General features: G+C 64.0%; 19 protein-coding genes and 3 pseudogenes. 10 read left to right on the top strand and 12 right to left on the bottom strand.

Translation table 11 applies throughout. From position 1 onward, the window contains the following. Positions 1-340: pseudogene (locus A2J01_RS02345) on the top strand (hypothetical protein); the annotation flags it as partial. A 9-nt stretch (positions 341-349) separates the two neighbouring features. Here A2J01_RS02345 and A2J01_RS02350 read toward each other — a convergent pair. After that, a complete protein-coding gene (locus A2J01_RS02350) occupies positions 350-1,375 on the bottom strand; it encodes an agmatine deiminase family protein (protein WP_047272567.1) in 1,026 nt (341 codons plus the stop codon). After that, positions 1,372-2,319, bottom strand: coding sequence for a nitrilase-related carbon-nitrogen hydrolase (locus tag A2J01_RS02355; protein WP_064111786.1), 948 nt, complete (start codon positions 2,317-2,319; stop codon positions 1,372-1,374). Before A2J01_RS02355 ends, A2J01_RS02350 begins: the two co-directional genes overlap by 4 nt. A gap of 149 nt (positions 2,320-2,468) precedes the next feature. Between A2J01_RS02355 and A2J01_RS02360 the strand changes: the two genes are divergently transcribed. Then, entirely contained in the window at positions 2,469-3,086 is a 618-nt protein-coding gene (locus A2J01_RS02360; protein ID WP_064111788.1) for a TetR/AcrR family transcriptional regulator C-terminal domain-containing protein, read from the top strand. On the opposite strand, the gene A2J01_RS02365 is transcribed toward A2J01_RS02360, so the two are convergent. The 3 genes from A2J01_RS02365 to A2J01_RS02375 all read right to left on the bottom strand — a co-directional run bounded on the left by A2J01_RS02365 (position 3,083) and on the right by A2J01_RS02375 (position 7,026). Continuing rightward, positions 3,083-4,609, bottom strand: coding sequence for an APC family permease (locus A2J01_RS02365; RefSeq protein ID WP_064111790.1), 1,527 nt, complete (start codon positions 4,607-4,609; stop codon positions 3,083-3,085). The genes A2J01_RS02360 and A2J01_RS02365 overlap by 4 nt on opposite strands. After that, positions 4,606-5,505: a universal stress protein gene (locus A2J01_RS02370; RefSeq protein WP_007727555.1), complete on the bottom strand. Its 900-nt coding sequence runs from the start codon at positions 5,503-5,505 to the stop codon at positions 4,606-4,608. Before A2J01_RS02370 ends, A2J01_RS02365 begins: the two co-directional genes overlap by 4 nt. A gap of 90 nt (positions 5,506-5,595) precedes the next feature. After that, on the bottom strand, positions 5,596-7,026 hold the full coding sequence (locus A2J01_RS02375) for a gamma-aminobutyraldehyde dehydrogenase (RefSeq protein WP_003946421.1): 1,431 nt from the start codon (positions 7,024-7,026) through the stop codon (positions 5,596-5,598). A gap of 169 nt (positions 7,027-7,195) precedes the next feature. On the opposite strand from A2J01_RS02375, the pseudogene A2J01_RS02380 reads away from it, so the two are divergent. Then, positions 7,196-8,712 (top strand): annotated as a pseudogene (locus A2J01_RS02380) (PucR family transcriptional regulator). Between the two features lie 36 nt (positions 8,713-8,748). Here A2J01_RS02380 and A2J01_RS02385 read toward each other — a convergent pair. The 7 genes from A2J01_RS02385 to rpmB form a co-directional block, all read right to left on the bottom strand. Continuing rightward, positions 8,749-10,110 (bottom strand): flavin monoamine oxidase family protein, encoded by a 1,362-nt coding sequence (locus A2J01_RS02385; RefSeq protein ID WP_007727552.1) that lies wholly within the window; start codon positions 10,108-10,110, stop codon positions 8,749-8,751. Between the two features lie 154 nt (positions 10,111-10,264). Continuing rightward, the gene (locus tag A2J01_RS02390) at positions 10,265-10,729 is read right to left on the bottom strand and encodes a hypothetical protein (protein WP_007727550.1); all 465 of its coding nucleotides are present in this window, start codon (positions 10,727-10,729) and stop codon (positions 10,265-10,267) included. Between the two features lie 19 nt (positions 10,730-10,748). Then, positions 10,749-11,687, bottom strand: a complete 939-nt coding sequence (locus A2J01_RS02395) for an AEC family transporter (RefSeq protein WP_003946401.1) — start codon at positions 11,685-11,687, stop codon at positions 10,749-10,751. Between the two features lie 129 nt (positions 11,688-11,816). Continuing rightward, positions 11,817-12,074, bottom strand: a complete 258-nt coding sequence (gene rpsR, locus A2J01_RS02400) for a 30S ribosomal protein S18 (RefSeq protein ID WP_003946414.1) — start codon at positions 12,072-12,074, stop codon at positions 11,817-11,819. A 9-nt stretch (positions 12,075-12,083) separates the two neighbouring features. Continuing rightward, a complete protein-coding gene (rpsN, locus tag A2J01_RS02405) occupies positions 12,084-12,389 on the bottom strand; it encodes a 30S ribosomal protein S14 (RefSeq protein ID WP_003946379.1) in 306 nt (101 codons plus the stop codon). Between the two features lie 2 nt (positions 12,390-12,391). Continuing rightward, positions 12,392-12,556, bottom strand: a complete 165-nt coding sequence (gene rpmG, locus A2J01_RS02410; protein ID WP_003946358.1) for a 50S ribosomal protein L33 — start codon at positions 12,554-12,556, stop codon at positions 12,392-12,394. A gap of 4 nt (positions 12,557-12,560) precedes the next feature. Continuing rightward, the gene (rpmB, locus tag A2J01_RS02415; RefSeq protein ID WP_003946346.1) at positions 12,561-12,797 is read right to left on the bottom strand and encodes a 50S ribosomal protein L28; all 237 of its coding nucleotides are present in this window, start codon (positions 12,795-12,797) and stop codon (positions 12,561-12,563) included. A gap of 104 nt (positions 12,798-12,901) precedes the next feature. Between rpmB and mrf the strand changes: the two genes are divergently transcribed. From mrf to A2J01_RS02450, 7 genes and pseudogenes are all read left to right on the top strand, one after another. Next, positions 12,902-14,155: a ribosome hibernation factor-recruiting GTPase MRF gene (mrf, locus tag A2J01_RS02420; protein WP_082900782.1), complete on the top strand. Its 1,254-nt coding sequence runs from the start codon at positions 12,902-12,904 to the stop codon at positions 14,153-14,155. Further along, complete coding sequence (locus A2J01_RS02425; protein WP_064111792.1) at positions 14,152-14,406, top strand: type B 50S ribosomal protein L31; 255 nt, start codon at positions 14,152-14,154, stop codon at positions 14,404-14,406. The genes mrf and A2J01_RS02425 overlap by 4 nt, the downstream gene beginning before the upstream one ends. After that, positions 14,406-14,579 carry a 50S ribosomal protein L32 gene (rpmF, locus tag A2J01_RS02430; RefSeq protein ID WP_007727540.1) on the top strand — a complete coding sequence of 58 codons (174 nt, stop codon included), beginning with the start codon at positions 14,406-14,408 and terminating at the stop codon, positions 14,577-14,579. The genes A2J01_RS02425 and rpmF overlap by 1 nt, the downstream gene beginning before the upstream one ends. A gap of 18 nt (positions 14,580-14,597) precedes the next feature. After that, positions 14,598-15,209: a trimeric intracellular cation channel family protein gene (locus A2J01_RS02435; RefSeq protein ID WP_003946409.1), complete on the top strand. Its 612-nt coding sequence runs from the start codon at positions 14,598-14,600 to the stop codon at positions 15,207-15,209. Positions 15,210-15,279: 70 nt separating this feature from the next. Beyond that, positions 15,280-15,966, top strand: coding sequence for a response regulator transcription factor (locus tag A2J01_RS02440; RefSeq protein ID WP_003946387.1), 687 nt, complete (start codon positions 15,280-15,282; stop codon positions 15,964-15,966). Between the two features lie 65 nt (positions 15,967-16,031). Beyond that, a complete protein-coding gene (locus tag A2J01_RS02445) occupies positions 16,032-17,411 on the top strand; it encodes a HAMP domain-containing sensor histidine kinase (protein ID WP_020908630.1) in 1,380 nt (459 codons plus the stop codon). 226 nt (positions 17,412-17,637) lie between these two features. Continuing rightward, positions 17,638-18,285, top strand: a pseudogene (locus A2J01_RS02450) (peptidase S1); the annotation flags it as partial.

The following is an 18,285-nucleotide window of genomic DNA, read 5'->3' on the forward strand; positions in this document are numbered from 1 at the left end:
CGCACTGTTGTTGGCGGCCAGACACCTTCGACGCCATTCCAACGCACAGCCGGTGGTATTGATCGTCACGGACGGTGAGCCGACGGCTCATCTCGAAGCGGACGGAGAAGCCAGGTTCGACTACCCGCCGAGTGTGCGAACCCTCGGTTTGACGGTTCGAGCACTCGACGCGGTGGCCAGGCTGGGCGCCAAGGTCACGTTCTTCCGCCTCGGTGAGGATCCAGGTCTGGCCAGGGTGGTCGACCGGATGGCGCACCGTGTGGGTGGACGCGTCATCGCGCCGGACCTGGACGGCCTCGGCGCCGCGGTCGTGAGTGACTACATGCGAGGTCGCCGCTGATTCCGGCCGTCAGTCTTGTTCAGCGGGCTGGTGCTGGGTGATGCAGTGGATGCCGCCGCCACGTTCGAACAGCGGTCTGGCGTCGACGGTGACGACGGTGCGCCCGGGGTAGGCGGCCGCAAGGATCCGGGCCGCTTCGGCGTCGGCCGGATCGTCGAAGCTGCAGGCAATCACTCCGCGATTGACCACGAGATGGTTGATGTAGCTGTAGTCGACGAATCCCTCGTCGTCGCGCAGGATTTCGGGAGCGGGTACCCGAATGACCTTCCACGGCCGGCCGCCGACGTCCGTCGAGCTTTCGAACAACTCGATGATCGTCTTGCTGACGGCGTAGTCGGGGTGCACCGGATTGCGTTGGTCATGGACGAGTACCACTCCGGGGGAAGAGATGGCAGCGACGATGTCGACGTGTCCGCGCGTTCCGTAGGTCTCCTGATCGCGGGTCAACCCGCGGGGAAGCCAGATCACGTGCTTGGCGCCGATGGTGCGGGCGAGTTCGGCCTCGATGTCGGCCTTCGTCAGGTCGGGGTTTCGTCCCGGATCGAGTTGGACGGTTTCGGTGACCAAGACGGTGCCGAGACCGTCGACTTGAATACCGCCGCCCTCGTTGACGATTGGTGAGTCGATCAACTGGGCACCGGATTGTTCGACGACAAATGCGCCGATCTTCGAGTCCTTGTCCCACTGCGCCCAATCCTGTGCACCCCAGCCGTTGAACACCCAGTCGACTCCGCCGAGACGGCCTTCGTCGGACAGGACGAACGTCGGCCCGATGTCGCGCATCCACGCGTCGTCGAGAGGTGCCTCGACGATGTCGACCTTCTCGGACAGGTACTTTCGTGCTTCTTCGACTTCGGCGGGATCGACGACGACGGTGACCGGCTCGAATTCGGCGACGGCGTGGGCGACGGCCGCCCACGTCGAGCGCGCTTCGTGCTGTTCTTCCGCGGTGTCCCCGAGAGAGTATCCGGCGCTCGGGTACGCCATCCAGGTACGTTCGTGCGGCTCACTTTCCGCGGGCATGCGCCAGGTCATCGGTTGGCTCCTGCAGTGTTCACCGGTGCGGTCAGGGCCGAGTAGGTGTCGGGTCGGCGAGTGGCCAGGAACGGGAACAGCGCAAGCCAGTCTTCACGGTGCTGCAGGTCGAGATCTGCGACCAGGACGGCTGATTCGTCGCGCGGAGCCTGAACGAGGATGCGTCCGTACGGGTCCGAGATGAACGACGAACCGTAGAAGTTGATGAGACCTTCACTGCCGTGGCGATTGGGGACAACCATGAAAGTGCCGTTGGCGACACCGTTTCCGACGATCACTTGCTTCCACAGCGGTTGGGTGTCGAAGTTCGGGTGATCGGGTTCCGAGCCGATCGCCGTCGGGTACACCAGGACCTGGGCACCGGCGAGGGAGTATGCACGTGCGACCTCGGGGAACCACTCGTCCCAGCATGTCGGGAGTCCGAACTTGGCGCCGAGTGCCTCGTGAACGGGGTATGCGTCCTCGGACGGACCGCCGCGAAAGTACGTGTCCTCGTAGTACCCGGCCGTCACCGGAATGTGGAGCTTGCGGGTACGACCGAGAAGTTCACCCCCGGGCGAGACCAGGATCGCGGTGTTGAAGCCCAGGCCGTCCTCGGCGTCGCTGCGCTCGTACAACGACGCGTGAACGAGAACCTGGTTCTCCGCGGCGGCCTTGGTGGCGAAGGCGAAAGTGGGTCCGGTGAGCAGGTCTTCCGCCGCGCGTCCGGGATTGTCGCCGGCCGGGGTGGAGGCGGGGTAGCGGCTGAGCGTCAGCTCTGGAAGAAAGACCACGGAAGCGCCCAGCTTCGCTGCGGACGCAATGCCTTCGCTCAATTCAGCGTGGAGGTCGTCTTGGTCCTCGTGCCAGCGATGTTGGACGAGACCTACACGCAGAGGGGTGGACGTGGACGGCGAAGTCGCGGCCGGTGACTCGGGTGGGGTGAGGGCGGTGATCGTCAGCATGGGGTTTCCTCGGTGCTCGGGTATTCGACGTTCAACGTAAAACGAATGTGATTCGTTAAGTATGGTGGGTGAGCGCTGATTGATCAAGGACTTTCGAGGAATTGTTTTTTGCAGCGCCCCGAACGGTGTGGATCACTACAGGAGGACATATGCCGCGGCCATCGCAACGACTGCTCTCACCGGCGATCATCACCGAGGCAGCGATCGAGTCGGTGGACGAATCCGGCGACTTCACCATGCCGGGACTCGCCGCACGACTGAAGGTTCGACCGTCCTCGCTCTACAACCACGTTTCCGGACGGGCCGAGATCGTCGAACTGATGAGGGCTCAGCTGATGGCGGGAATCGACGTGGAGTCGGCCTCGGGATCCTGGAGCGAGACCGTCTCTGCGCTGGCAGCCGAGTACCGGCGAAGCTACGCAGCACATCCTCGCCTGATTCCGCTCTTCACCGCCCAGACGGTGCAGGCCGGTGTGGCGTTCACCCTGTACAACGCGTTGGCGCAGGCATTCGCCGATGGTGGCTTCGACCCGCCTCAAACGCTGCACGCAATCACGACCGTCGACAGTTTTGTTCTCGGTTCGGCCCTGGACCTGGCGGCGCCGGACGTCCAGTGGGCGTCGGGACCCGAAGCCAACGACGCGATGAAGGCGGCGTTGGCAACATCCGGGAAAAATCCCGAACGTGCCGACGCCGCCTTCGAATTCGGCTTGCGCGTATTGATGGCGGGCCTGATCGCTCAGGCCCCCGAACCTACTGTCTCCTAAGACACGCTGAGGTCGTTCTCGTCGCGCAGAGCCTCCGTGTCGCGGTTGAGGGTTTTGCCCTCGAAGAACTCGGGATTGCGCACTCGCATGACCATCATCAGTACCGCGCCGAGGATGAGGATTCCGAAGCCGAGGAAGAAGACCAGGCCGATTCCGCCGATGGATGCTCCGCTGGCGTTGTCCGGATTCATACTCTCCTGGACCGAAATGACGAACACCGCAAGCAGCATGAGGCCACCGATGAGTGGGAACGCGAGCCGGAAGACGAAGTTTCGTACGCTCTCGAAAAGCGTCTTGCGGAAGTACCACACGCACGCGAATGCGGTGATGCCGTAGTACCAGCAGATCATGATGCCGAGTGCGGCGATCGTGTCGAGCAGAGCACTTTCGGACAGGAACGTGACGACGCTGTAGAACACTGCGGTTACCGCGCCTGCCACGACGGTCGCGTACGACGGCACCAGGAACCGAGGCGAGACCTCGGCGAGCTTCTTGGGGAAAGCTCCGTATGCACCCATGGCGAGCATGGTTCGTGCCGCGGGCAGGAACGTGGTCTGCAGGCTGGCGACTGAAGAGACGAAGACCGCGAGGAACAGAAGCATTCCGCCCCAGTTGCCCAGGACCGGGTCGGCCAGAGCGCCGAAGACGTTCTCGGAGTTGTCGGGATTGCCCAGGCCGAGGCCTTCCTCGCCGACGCCGGCGTACATCATCGCGGCAACGGCGCCCAGCAGGTAGGTCAGGAGAATGGTTGCGACACAGAGCAAACCGGCGCGGCCGGGGGTCTTCTTGGGGTTCTTCGACTCCTCGCCCAGCGTGAGACAGGTATCCCAGCCCCAGAACGCGAAGATCGATCCGGTGAGTCCGATGACAAACGCACCGATGGCGAGTCCGCTGAACGGGTTGAACCAACTCAGGTCGAAGGACAAGCCGGCCGGGGCATCGCCGGCGCCGACGTGAACCAGTGCAACGACGGCGAAGACGACCAGCAGCACCATCTGGAAGCCGACGAGTGCGAACTGCACGCGCTCGCTGGTAGTGATTCCCCGACTCGCTATCCACGTGGCCAGGGCGATGAAGACGAGTGTGGTGCCGACATTGACAAATTTGTTGCCCGGCAGATCGGCGATCGACGGATTGTCGACCACCCGCGCGATGAACAGATAGAAGAAGTCGACGGCAATTGCAGCGAGGTTCGAGAGCACGATGATGGTGGCGATCACCATGCCCCAGCCGCACATCCAGCCGACGTACGGTCCGAATGCCTTGGTGGACCACGTGAATGACGCTCCGCAGTCAGGAGTGTCGGAGTTCAGTTCGCGGTACGCGTACGCGGTGAGGAACATCGGGATGAAGCCGGCGATGAAGATGGCGGGCATCTTGAGACCGACCGCAGCGACGATCAATCCGATGCTGGCCGTCAGGGTGTAACCCGGTGCCACGGAGGAGATTCCGAGCACCGCGCCGGAGATCATGCCGATCTTGCCGGTGGCGAGGCCTTTGGAACTCAGTTCGGTGCTGGTCATGACAGTGCCTCCGGCTGGGTGAATTCGTGCTTGGGCACTACGACCATGGGTACGGGCAGTACGCGCAGCATCTTGGCGGCGGTCGAGCCCAGGAACAGTTTGCGGGGCTGTGCGAGTCGACTTGAACCGACCATCACGAGGTCGCCGTCCTGCCAGTCCAGTTGACGCACTGCCGATTCCACGGTAGATCCGTCGGCAATGATGACCTCGATGGGGAACTCCGCGGGGAGCGCGGCTCTTGCGACGTCGAGTGTGTCCTGAGCGTGATTTCGTGCACGCTCCCTGGCCGACTCGGCGGTGTCGCGATGATCGCGCAGATCGTTCTGGGGGTCGAGCGCTACCAGTGAGACCAGTCGCAACGGAACCTGCATCAGTTCGCTGGCGCGCACGGCGGTGTTCAAGACGATGTCGGCGCCGACACGGGTGCCGAGTGCACAGGTGACCTCTCGTATCGCAGTGGCCGCCGAGTGCCGCGTTCCGCGAGGCGCCAGTGCTACCGGGACATGGGCGGAGTGAAGCAGTTCGGTCGAGACCGAACCTATCGCGTGACGGCCGAGCAAACCGTCGCCGGAAGCTCCCACCACGATCGCGAGCGCATTCAGTCGGTCCACTTCGTCGAGCAGGCCCTGAGCGAACGACTCGTGGAAGCTCAGGTGTACTTCCACCTGGATGTCCTCGGGCACCGACGCTTTCGCCTCGGCGAGCCAGTCGTGTGCACGCGCGGCGAGGATGTCGTCGTAGCCGGCTTCCGAGGGAACCTTGGCCGGCAGTGTCCGATCCGGTGGGAGGACCATGCAGATGTCGAGTTGCGCGCCGAGACTGCGCGCGAGCTGGGCCCCGAGGACCAGCCCGTCTTTACCGCTGGGTGTGGCGAGGTATCCGACGATAAGGCGCATGGTGGCTCTTTTCCGGATTGGAGGAATCTGCTGTGCGCCTTTATTAACCGCGGGGGGTTGATAAAGGCGCACAGCAGGAGGGGCGGCGACTCAGTCGTGCGAACTCATGACGTGCTTGAGACGGGTGTAGTCCTCGACTCCGTAGGCCGAGAGATCCTTGCCGTAACCGGAATACTTGAAGCCGCCGTGCGGCATTTCGGCGACGAGCGGGATGTGGCAGTTGATCCACACCGCACCGAAGTCGAGAGCAGCGGAGACGCGTTGCGTGACACCGTGATCCTTGGTCCAGATGCTCGAGGCCAGGCCGAACCGAACGTCGTTGGCAAGCGTGATCGCCTCCTTCTCGTCGGAGAAGCTCTGGACTGTGAGGATAGGACCGAAAGTCTCTTCCTGCACGATGTCGTCCGATTGCGCGACGCCGGTGATGACGGTCGGCTCGAAGAAGAATCCGGTTTCGCCCGAACGCTTTCCGCCGGTAACGATCTTGGCCGACGCCGGCAGGTTCGCGATCTTGTCGCTCACGGCGTTGAAGTGATTGATGTTGTTGAGCGGGCCGTAGAAGGCATCAGGATCGGAAGGCGCTCCGGGGCGCAGCTTCTCGGCGTTCCGGACGAGGGCTTCGACGAGCTGATCGTGGATGGACTCGTGAACGATCACGCGAGTGGCCGCGGTGCAATCCTGGCCGCCGTTGAAGAACGCTGCCTCGGCGATGCCGGTGGCGGTCTTCTCGATGTCGACGTCGCCGAAGACGATCGCCGGCGCTTTGCCGCCCAGTTCGAGGTGCGCGCGCTTGAGTTGCTGTGCTGCGGACACGGCGACAGCGATGCCCGCCCGCACCGAACCGGTGATCGAGACGAGACCGAGGGCCGGGTTCTCCACCAACGTCGCTCCGGTTCCGCCGTTGCCGAGCACGACGTTGAACACGCCGTCCGGCAGGATGCCCTTCGAGAGCTTCGCCAGGACCAGCGTGCTGCCCGGTGTGGTGTCGCTGGGCTTGAGGACGATCGTGTTGCCGGCCGCGAGGGCGGGCCCGATCTTCCACAGCGCCATCATGAACGGGTAGTTCCAGGGCGTGACCTGACCGACGACGCCGATCGGCTCACGACGGACGTAGGAGGTGAAACCCTCCATGTACTCTCCGGCCGCCTTGCCCTCGAGAAGTCGTGCGGCTCCGGCGAAGAACCGCATCTGATCGGCTCCGACCTTGACCTCTTCGTCGGCGATCATCTGGTGAGCCTGGCCGGTGTTGGCGCTTTCGGCTGCGACGATTTCGTCGCTGTGCGCTTCGATGGCGTCGGCGAGCTTGAGGAGTGCAGCCTGCCGCACGCTCGGCGTCGTCTTGCCCCAGGTCTCGAATGCTCTCTGTGCGGCTTCGACGGCGGCGTCGACGTCTTCCTTCGTGGAGACCGGCGTACGCCCGACCACACTCTCGTCCACGGGGTTGATCAGGTCGAGTGTTTCCGTCGCGGCTGAGGCGACGAATTCACCGTTGATGTAGTTCTCGAGTACGACGATCGACATCGGTACCGGTTCCTCTCGAGGTCGAACGAGTTCCGGCCGAGGTGATCAGCACGGAACTCGCACTTTGTGGGGCGTGTGTGAGCAAGTGTGCGCTGACTCACAAGTAAAGGCAGCTGCCAAAAAGGTGAAATCTTTGATCGCCGACGCGCCGAGTTGTACAGTCCAGCCCATGACGATCGCTGTGCGGTGGATGTTGGCGCAGCCGGACCTCGCGCTGAACTCAAAGGCGGCGCCCAGGGCGTCGGTCGCGAAATCACATTTGCGCACGCCACGGAGTTGCTCGACCCTTTCCGGTGGTTGACCGGCGGCGAATTCATCCTCACCACCGGCATCCGATTGCCGTCCACTCAGCAAAAGCGCGGCCGCTATCTCCGAATGCTCGACGCGGCAGGTGTGGCGGCGGTGGGATTCGGAACCGGGCTCTCGTACCCCGAGGTCCCGGCCGATCTGGTGGCCGTCGCCGACGAGATCGGACTCCCGCTGATCGAGGTGCCGCTGCCGACGCCTTTTGCTGCCGTCGTCAAGCGCGTAATGAGCCGGTTGGCAGAGCAGGAATACGAAGCGGTCCTCCGGGCGTCGCGGGCGCAACCGCGGATGACGCGTGCCGTCATTTCCGGCGGAACGGCTGCGACCGTGCGTGAACTGGCGATCGCGACTTCGGCGACGGTGCTTCTTCTCGACGTCGCCGGAAGAGTTCTCGAGAGCTCACCTCAACTGCCGACCGACGACGTGATCGACGAACTGCGAGCAACTCTCGGGGGCGGTGCCTCCAGTAGCGTGACGCTCGCAAGGTCTGGAGCGTCGATCGCGGTGCAGCAGATCAGCGTCGGGCGAACGCCGTACGGATACCTGGCGGTGATCAGTGCTTCGGCGCTCAGCTACGTCGATCAGATACTGCTCGGTCACGCGAACTCGTTGTTGGCGTTGGACTTCGAGAAACCCGCGCGTCTGCGTGCTACTCAGGATCAGTTGAATTCGCACGCCCTCGGGCTGCTGCTCACCGAGGATCGCGACCCGGCGCCGGCGTGGCAACAGATCAGGCAGGCCGCCGACGGCGAGGGAATGATCCGAGGATTGACAGTTCTTGCCGACACGTCCGACGTAGCGGGACGCGTCGGAGCCGAGATTGCCGAGTTCATGAACAAGGCAGGGCGGCAGTTGTTCTCGCGGATCAACGACACTCGCGTCACGGTGCTGCTGCGTGGAACCGACGACGTCGAGTTCGCCCGAGAGCTGCTCGGCGGGGTATCGAGGTCGGATCTTCGCGCGCTTCGTGTCGGCTTGAGCGCGCGACGGGTGGTCGCTGCGCTGGCGGTCGCCGTCGAACAGTCCCAGCTGTGTGCGTCGGCGGCGGAAATCGGTGGCGAACCTTTGGAATTCGCGGCGCTGACCGGAAGTGTGCTGCTGTCTTTCGATTCGACGCGTGAAGTGCTCAACACGCTGGCGGAAACGATGATCACACCGATCGAGGACTACGACCGTGACAACGGCACCGAACTGCTGGCGTCGTTGCGGGCATTTCTCGAGGCCAACGGACACTGGGAAGCGGCCGCCATCACGATGGGCGTTCACCGGCACACACTGCGGAGCCGAATGGCGAAGGTGGAGAGCCTGATCGACTGTCGGCTGGAAGTGGCCAGGGTTCGGGCCGAACTACTGCTCTCGATCATTGCCCGGCAATCGTGACTGCCGGGCAATGATCGAGACTTGGCAAAGCGGCCGTCAGGCCTTGCTGCGAGCGATGATGTCGGCTGCGGTTCGCTGACCCATCCGAACGGCACCGTCGACGTGCTGGTACCCCTCGGCCGCAATGTCGGAGCACGAGAAGTGAATCGGGCCGACGGGCGTGCGGGAATCCGCGCCGTAGCGGTGCAGGCCTCCGAGGTCGAAGCTCGCTGCGTACGCACCGCGGGTCCATTCCTCCGAGCCCCAGTCGGATTCGTAGTACACAACCGGCTCTTCGGCCTTCGGGCCGAGATAGCGGGCAAGTGAGGCCAGAATCGTGGCCTTACGCTCCTCGACGGAAAGCTCGAACATCGCGTCGGCCTTCTCGTCGGAGACGAACGCGACCAGGGTGCCGCGATCGTCCTCGTGGTTGGTGTTGTCGTACACCTCCTGCACTACCTCGGACGCGCCGAAGCCGGTGCCGGAGAGGCCGTCTTCGCGCCAGAAAGGCGTCTCGTACACCGCGTGAACCTTGATGACGAGGCCGAGGGACTGGTGCTGGTGCATCTGGTGCTGACGACGCGGCAGCGGGGGATCGTACGAGATTCGGGAGTAGAGGTTGGGCGGTACGGCCAGGATCACTCGGCTTGCCTCGACGCGAACATCGCCGTCCGCCAACACCGTTGCACCGGATTCGTTCCACTTCACCGTTCGCACGGGTGCGTTGAGGAAGACGTCGTCACCGAGGGCCTCCGCCATGCGGATCGATACCTGCTGCATTCCGCCGATCACTCGCTTGTCGAGGATGAAGTCCTCGTCGACAAGGTGGGAGAACGAACCTGCGGAAGCGGCCATGAGTACGGCCTGCAGGGCAGAGAACGAGTGGGCGGGCTTGGTGAGCATGCCACCGGCGATGAAGAGGCCGATGTTGTCACGTGCCTCGGCGTCGTCGGACTGATTGATCAGCCACTGCTTGAAGGAGACTGTGTCGAGATCGCGGGCGAGGGGATGTGCCCACGGTTCCTCGGCGCCGATCTGTGCTGCGAGATCGTCCATCTCGTCGATGAGACGGTCCATCTCCTTCTTCGTGGTGTCGTTCGTGGGGAAGGAATCACCCGTGTACTGCGTCCGCTCACCTGCCGACGAGATGTAGACGGACTCGCCCTCGCGGTAGCGCTCGAAAGTTTTCAGGCCGAGTTCGTCGAGCAAGGAGATCAGCGCGGTCTGGTCGGGGGAGACCCACTGGCCGCCGATTTCCAGAACTGCTCCGTCGATGGTGTCGGTCCACGTGCGGCCGCCGACGCGGTCGCGCGCTTCGATCACAGCGACGGTCAAACCGGCCTTGCGCAGCGCGGTTGCAGCTGCCAGGCCAGAGGGGCCGGCACCGACGATTGCAACGTCTCTCTGGAGAGTAGGCACTTGCGAGCTCCTTCATGTTGAGCACCGCTCGAGTCGAAAGCTGCCGACGAGCGAGTGAACGGGTGTCGGTTTTCAGTCTGTCCCGAGGAGACGCACACCACACCTGACGAAACGGCGTGTTCGATCGTCGAACTTGTGCCGTTTAGGCGCGCAGCTAGCCGTTGATGACGTGACGATCGCCGAGCGGTCGGCTCAGCGGGACATCCAAGCTGCCGAACACGGCAACCAGAATGCACATCTTGTCCGCGGCCTCGGGCAGTGCCCCGGTTCGGAGCGTGACGATCACCGTCGTATCGGTCTCTTCAACGGTTGCGTACGCGCCGTAGCACTCCGGAGTGCCGGTCACGAAGTGGACGGCCACCGTGTGATCGTCGACCTCGGACCACGATTCGAACATCGTGGCCGTCGCACCCACGATGTCGGTGCGGCTGTCGAACTCCGTGCCCATCTCGCTGTCGTCGACCTCGTCGGGAACGGGGGTTCCGAGCGACCAGTCGGCGGGACTTGCTTCGTTGGCCGCCATCGGATTCGGTGCGGCAACCGGCCCCGTGGTCTGGGCCCCGACGGAGCATCCGGCCACAGCAAGGCAGGCCAGAACGGCGAGGGTTAGTACACGCATGAATCCACCGTAACCCTGCTCAAGCGAGTAGCGCTGTGACCAGCGCAATTGCCGGAATTGACGCCAAAGTGGTGACAAAGGCACTGTCTCGGGCGAGGACCATTCCGCGCCGATAGCGGCTTGCGTAGATGAAGACGTTCTGCGCCGTCGGCAACGTCGAGACGACCACGATGGCGAACAACTGATGACCGTCGATGCCGAGGAGGAAATGCGCCATCAGATAGGCCAGCACAGGTTGGACCACGATCTTGAGCGTCGATGCCAGCGCGACGTCGCGGCGTGGACTCGAGCCTTTCTCCAGCACCCGCACGCCGTAGAGCGAGAGCCCGAATGCCAACAGCGCACCGGGTACGGACGTCGCGCCGATCAATTCGAAAGGCTGCATCAGCGGCCGGGGCGGTACCCAACCGATCAACGCGACGATCAACCCCGCAGCGCCCGCGAGCACGATCGGATTCTTGAACGGGGCGGTGACGGTGTCGATCAACGAGAGCTTCTCGGCATCCGCGCCGCGAAGGGCCGTCAGATCGAGGATCGTCAAGGCGATCGGGGAGTACACGACGATCTGGAAGAGCAGGAGCGGCGCGACGAACGTGGCATCGCCGAGCACGAACACCGCGATCGGGATTCCGAGGTTGGCTGAATTCACGTACGAAGCCGACAGCGCGCCGATGGTCAGTTCGGGTAGCGGCCGGTTGAGCCAGATCTTTGCGACGACGACGTACAGAGCGCCGACGGCAAAGGCAGTAGCCGACGCAACGGCGAGCGTCGGCGAGAAGATCACCGAAAGATCGGACGACGCGAGGGTGGTGAACAGCAGGGCAGGCGTCGCGACGAAGAAGACGAGTCGACCGAGAACGAACTGTCCTTGGCTACCGAGGGTGCCGAGACGGCCGAGGAGATACCCGACCGCGATGACAACAAAAATTACGGTGAAACCCGCAACAACTCCCGACACGCTGCGGGCACCTCTCGACTGGAATGAACGACTTCGGGAAATCTTAGTCCGGGCAACAAAAAGGCCGCGCAGTCGAGTGACTGCGCGACCTCTTCGGTACTTCTACGTGTGACTACCGAGCACGTATGACTACCGGGCGGCGGTGAAGGGGAGCAACGCCATTTCGCGTGCGTTCTTCACTGCAACGGCGACCTGACGCTGCTGCTGCGGGGTCAGGCCCGTGACGCGACGGCTGCGGATCTTGCCGCGGTCCGAGATGAACGTGCGAAGCAAGTTGATGTCCTTGTAATCGACATGCGTGATCTTCGCTGCGAACAACGGGTTCTTCTTGGGCTTACGACCCTCTACGGGGCGTGGCTTCTTCGACGGTGAACGCTTGACTGCCATCCGACTTCCTTACCAGCTCGACTTGTGTACGCCAGGCAGTTCCCCACGGTGCGCCATTTCTCGCACGCGAATCCGGGAGAGCCCGAACTTCCGCAGGTGGCCGCGCGGACGTCCATCCGCAGCGTCTCGATTGCGCAATCGTACCGGACTGGCGTCGCGTGGTAGACGTTGCAGGGTCGCTTGGGCCTTCGCGCGCTCCTCTGCCGAGCTTTTCGGGGAGCGGATCGTCTCCTTGAGAGCGGACCGCTGCTCCGCGTACCGCTCGACGACGACCCGTCGCTGGTTGTTCTTCGCGATCTTCGACTTCTTGGCCATGCCTACTTCTCTTCTCGGAAATCGACGTGCTTTCGCAGCACCGGGTCGTACTTCTTCAGTACGAGTCGATCGGGGTCGTTACGACGGTTCTTGCGGGTCACGTACGTGTACCCGGTGCCCGCGGTGGACTTGAGTTTCACGATCGGGCGGATCTCGTTGCGTGCCATCTGCTCAGACCTTCTCGCCGCGCGCGCGGATCCGGGCGACGACGGATTCGATGCCGTCGCGGTCGATCGTCTTGATGCCCTTGGTCGAGAGCGTGAGTGTGATGCGACGCCCCTCGCTGGGCAGGAGGTAGGTCTTGCGCTGGATGTTCGGGTTCCAGCGACGGTTCGAACGCTTGTGAGAGTGCGAGACGGATTTTCCGAACCCCGGCACACGTCCGGTCACTTGGCAGTGAGCCGACATGGGTGTTCCTTTCAACTTGCAGATGACAATCATTTTCGACAATGCGGTGAGATCAATGTACCGTTCAACCTCGGTAATGACAATCATTCCCAGAAAGGCCCGCTGTGAACACGATCTTGGACGGCAGGACTCCGCTGGTCCTGGTCGCCGGCATGAGCGAATCCACCCCACACACCGCACGAGCGTTGCTGCGAACCGGAACTGTTCTGGTCCACCACGACCTGAGCCACGTCCGTGAAGGGGTGGTCCGGCGGACGGTCACCTCGATGACCGGGAGTGCCGGGTCTGCCGGCACTGTGTCCGAGCGCGAGACGATCCTCGAGCTCGCGCACGGCTGCGTCTCCTGCACCCTGCGCGAAGACTTGCTGCCGCTCCTGCGCCGGCTTCACTCGCACAGTTCGGTGCAGCGGATCGTGTTGCTGTTGGACCGGCAACTCGAGCCCGAGGCGCTGTGCTGGGCGATCGAGCACGTCGTCGTGACCGGCGTCGTCGGCCAACTGGACGGACCGGCGCAGCGGGACGTCCGCGTCGATGCCGTCGTGACGTGCATCGACGCGGCGACCTGGCTGGCAGACGCCACCGGCGACGAAGCCCTCGACGACGACCGCACCCTGGCTCAGGTCGTCGTCGGGCAGGTCGACTTCGCCGACGCGCTCGTCCTACGCGGGTCCGATGCGCTCGACGGCTGGCAGCGGTCCCGCTTGAACGCGGTTCTCGCGCGCATCTCTCCACGGGTACCCGTCTTCGATGAGGGAGACGACATCGAGGCGCTGCTCCTCGAGGTGCCTGCGGATGCGCGACGCGGTGAACTGGCCGACGCTCACTCACCGCTGTTGCGTCGCCAGCCGCCGCTCGACGACGACGGCGGAGTGATGCTCGTCGAGTTCACCGCGAACCGGCCGTTCCACCCCGGTCGTCTGCACGAGGCGATCGACGTCCTGCTCGAAGGGGTCGTGTACTCCCGCGGACGAGTCTGGGTGGCAACGCAACCGGGTGAAGCGCTCTGGCTCGAATCGGCCGGCGGTGGCTTGCGGGTTGCGAGCGCGGACACCTGGCTTGCCGCGATGACGCCGGAGGAACGAGACCGCGTTCCAGCTGAACGCCGTGCACTCGCGGCCCTGAAATGGGACGAGCGTTTCGGTGATCGCGACACCTCGATGGTCGTTCTCACATGCGGTGCGAACCCGCTCGAGATCGACCGAACACTGCAGCACGCCTTGGTCACCGACGACGAATTGGCGGACGAATCGTCGTGGGCAACGTGGGAAGACCCGTTCGGCGAGTTTCACGAAGACCCGTGTGACGAATCCGAATCACCTTATGCCGAAACCGAATCAACGCGAGAGGGAAACGAATGAAGAAGCAGACGCACCCCGACTACCACCCGGTGGTCTTCCAGGACGCCAGCACCGGCAAGAGCTTCCTGACCCATTCGACCGTGACGAGTGAGCGCACCGTCGAATGGGAAGATGGTGGCACGTACCCGCTGCTGGTCGTCGACGTCACGAGCGACTCTCACCCGTTCTGGACCGGAGCGCAACGTGTGATGGACACCGCCGGACGCGTCGAGAAGTTCGAGCGGCGCTACGGAAAGCGCAAGGCACTCTGATGGCCGTTCCCAAGCGGAAGATGTCCCGTTCCAACACGCGCAGCCGTCGTGCCCAGTGGAAGGCGACGGCGCCCGATCTGGTCGAGGTCACAGCCTTCGGCCAGACCCACCGAGTCCCTCGGCGACTGGTCAAAGCAGTTCGACTCGGGGTGATCGACCCGAGCCGCATCTGACCGTGCGATCCTTGGCCGGTGCTGCTGAGGATCCTCGAACTGGTGGGCATCGTGGCGTTCGCGGCCTCGGGTGCCCTGGTGGGCGTCACCAAGCGACTCGACATCTTCGGGGTGTGCTCGGTGGGTGTGTTCACCGGCATCGGCGGCGGTATCGTCCGCGACGTTCTCCTCGGCGTCCATCCGCCCAGCTCTCTGAGCAGTTGGCCGTACTTCGGAACGGCCGCCGCCACCTCACTCGCCGTGTTCTACCTCCACGAGCCGCTCAATCGACTGCGTCGTGAAATCCTGGCGCTCGACGCACTGGGGATGGGCTTGTTCGCGAGCACCGGCGCCGTCATCGCGCTGGACAACAACGCCAGTTCGCTGGCGGCGACCTTGATCGGTGCGACCGCGGCGATCGGCGGCGGCGTGATCCGCGACGTTCTCGTCAACGAGGTGCCACTGCTCCTGCACAAGGACCTGTACGCGGTTCCCGCACTGCTCGGCGCTGCGTTGGTGGTCACAGTCTCGCAAGCCGGACTGTCCACCAACGCCGCGCTGGTGTGCGGCACAGCGTTCGCCGCGGTGTTCAGACTGCTTGCGTTATGGCGTCATTGGAGCCTGCCCGGGCCGAGGCGAACCCGGGACTGACCGCGACACGCCGGAGGCCGGAATCGGACCCTCTCAGCCGCATCTCAGCACTTCAGTCCAAACTGTCGGTATGCGTATTTTGGTGGTCGACGACGACCGGGCGGTTCGCGAGTCGCTTCGGCGGTCGCTCAGCTTCAACGGCTACACGGTCGAGCTCGCGGTCGACGGGCTCGACGCACTCGAGAAGATCCTCGCCAACCGGCCCGACGCCGTCGTGCTCGACGTCATGATGCCGCGACTCGACGGACTCGAAGTGTGCCGTCGTCTTCGCAGTGCCGGCGACGACCTGCCCATCCTCGTGCTCACCGCCCGCGATTCGGTCAGCGAGCGAGTGGCCGGTCTCGATGCCGGAGCGGACGACTACCTGCCCAAGCCCTTCGCTTTGGAAGAGTTGCTTGCCAGGTTGCGTGCACTACTTCGCCGCACCGCGCCCGATCTGGACGCCGATTCCGAAATGATGGCGTTCGAGGACCTCACCCTCGACCCGGTCACCCGTGAGGTCAAGCGCGGCGAACGATCGATCAGCCTGACGCGCACCGAGTTCTCCCTCCTCGAAATGCTCATGGCCAACCCACGCCGCGTGCTGACCCGTGGACGCATTCTCGAAGAAGTGTGGGGATACGACTTCCCGACGTCCGGCAATGCCCTCGAGGTGTATGTCGGCTACCTGCGTCGCAAGACGGAAGCCGACGGCGAACCGAGGTTGATCCACACCGTCCGCGGAGTCGGATACGTCCTGCGGGAGACGCCTCCGTGATCACCGCTCCGTTCGGCAAGAACGCCGAACCGAAGAAATCCTCCACCACCCAAGCGTCCGTCGAAATGCGCCCGCCGATGCCACTGACCCGTTCGGTGTCATTGCGTTGGCGTGTGACGCTGCTCGCCGCGTCGGTGGTGGCCATTGCCGTCGCAGTCATGGCGATCGCTGCCTACGCGGTGGTTTCGCGTGCGCTCTACGCGGACGTCGATCACCAGTTGCGTACCAGGGCAGCGGTGCTGATCGACAGCAATGTCGTGCGATTCGATCCTCGCTACATCTCCGGTGCGACGCTGTACACCACCGACATCAGTGTGGCCCTGATCTTCTCGGACCTGAGCACGTACCAGCCGCCCGGTTCCGACGTGCCGATCGGTGAAGCCGAAGACGCCGTAGCGCGTGGCGAATCGGATTCCTCGCTGCGAACCGTCGACGGTCAGCGAGTGCTGGCTCAACGAACCCATGACGGAAGCACTTTGGTGATCGGTCAGCGGCTCGCGCCGACCGTTGCGGTACTGGACCGTCTGGCCTGGGTGCTCTTCGTGGTCGGCGGGTGTGGCGTCATACTTGCGGCGGTGGCGGGTACTACCGTGGGCCGCACTGGTTTACGACCTATTGCCAGGCTGACTGCTGCCACCGAACGAGTCGCTCGGACCGACGATCTGACGCAGATCCCCGTTACCGGCAGCGACGAATTGGCGCGCCTGACAGAGAGTTTCAACACGATGCTGCGGGCGCTTGCCGAGTCCCGTGAGCGTCAGTCGCGCCTCGTCGCGGACGCCGGACACGAGTTGCGGACGCCGTTGACTTCGTTGCGCACCAACATGGAATTGCTGATCGCGTCCAGTCGCCCCGGTGCGCCGCAGATTCCCGACGAGGACATGGCAGAACTTCGTGCCGACGTCGTCGCGCAGATCGAGGAACTGTCGACTCTGGTCGGCGACCTCGTCGACCTGGCCCGTGAAGACGCACCCGAAACCGTGTACGAGCGCGTCGACGTCAGCGACGTCGTCGAGCGTGCGCTCGAACGAGCGCGGCGCAGGCGCAACGAAATCGAGTTCGAGGCGGTCACGACTCCGTGGTACGTCTACGGAGATCAAGCGGGCCTGTCGCGTGCCGTGCTGAACGTCCTCGACAACGCTGCGAAGTGGAGTCCGAAGGGCGAACAGGTACGCGTCGAAATGCGACCGGTGGGTCAAGGATTGTTGGAATTGACCGTAAGTGATGCGGGACCTGGCATTCCGGAGGAGGATCGGGAGTTGGTGTTCGATCGTTTCTACCGGTCGACTGCGGCACGTTCGATGCCGGGATCGGGTCTGGGACTTGCGATTGTGCGTCAGGTCGTCGTCAAGCACGGCGGCACCATCGCGATCGACGAATCCGATCGTGGGGGAGCGCTTGTTCGTATCGTGCTTCCCGGTGAACCGGGGCCGAGTGCCGAGTAGTGTGTTCTGTAGACCCGTTGGTCCCTCGCTTCGGTGACTGACGTCACGGCTTAATGCGTTCGGCCCGAAAGTCTTTCGGGCCGAACCGACAACACCGGTTTTTCACGTCGAACTCTGGGTAAAGTGACAGGCACGTCTCAGCGCCTTCTCAGCAGCGCAAGGCAGCATTGTCGGCAGAACAGTTGTGACTGCCCGTCCGGTGGTCACCGTAGACGAAAGCGAGCCGATGACCGAGGACCGTAACGTCGGGCCGACCCGGCCCGAGCAGCCCAACAGCGAGCCCACCACCCAGGCGCAGCCGACAGCACCTCAAGCACAGCCGACAGCACCTCAGGCACAGCCTCCCGTGCCGCCGCAGCAGCCTCAGGGGCAGGCGCCTCAGCAGCCGTACCAGCCGACCGAATCGTTCGCCCGACCCGCCGAAGCCCGACCCACTGAAGGCCGGCCCACCGAAGCCTTCGGGCAGGCGCAGCAGCAGCAGCCCACGCAGGCTTTCGGCCACCCGCACGGTGCCCATGAGGCCGCGTACCAGCAGAGCGCCCCGTACGGCGCACCCAACCCTGGTGGCCCCGGCGGTCCGAACGGCCCGGGCGGCGGCCACAATCAGATCCCCGCACCGCTGCAGGGGCCGAACTCCGGTTCGACCACCACCAAGCCGAAGTCGGGACGCATGGCGCTGGTTGCCGGCGCTCTCGCCCTGGTCCTGGTCAGTGGTGGTGTCGGTGGCGTGGTCGGCGCCGTCGTCGCGGACCGCAACGGTGGAACCGCGACGGTCACCAACTCTCTGAACGCTCCGAAGCCCACTGCGACCAACACGTCCAACGCTCCCGCCGGCTCGGTTCAGGCCGTTGCCTCGAAGGTCGTGCCGAGCGTC

The sequence above is a fragment of the Rhodococcus sp. EPR-134 genome, from assembly GCF_001647205.1.
Taxonomy (GTDB): domain Bacteria; phylum Actinomycetota; class Actinomycetes; order Mycobacteriales; family Mycobacteriaceae; genus Rhodococcus_F; species Rhodococcus_F qingshengii.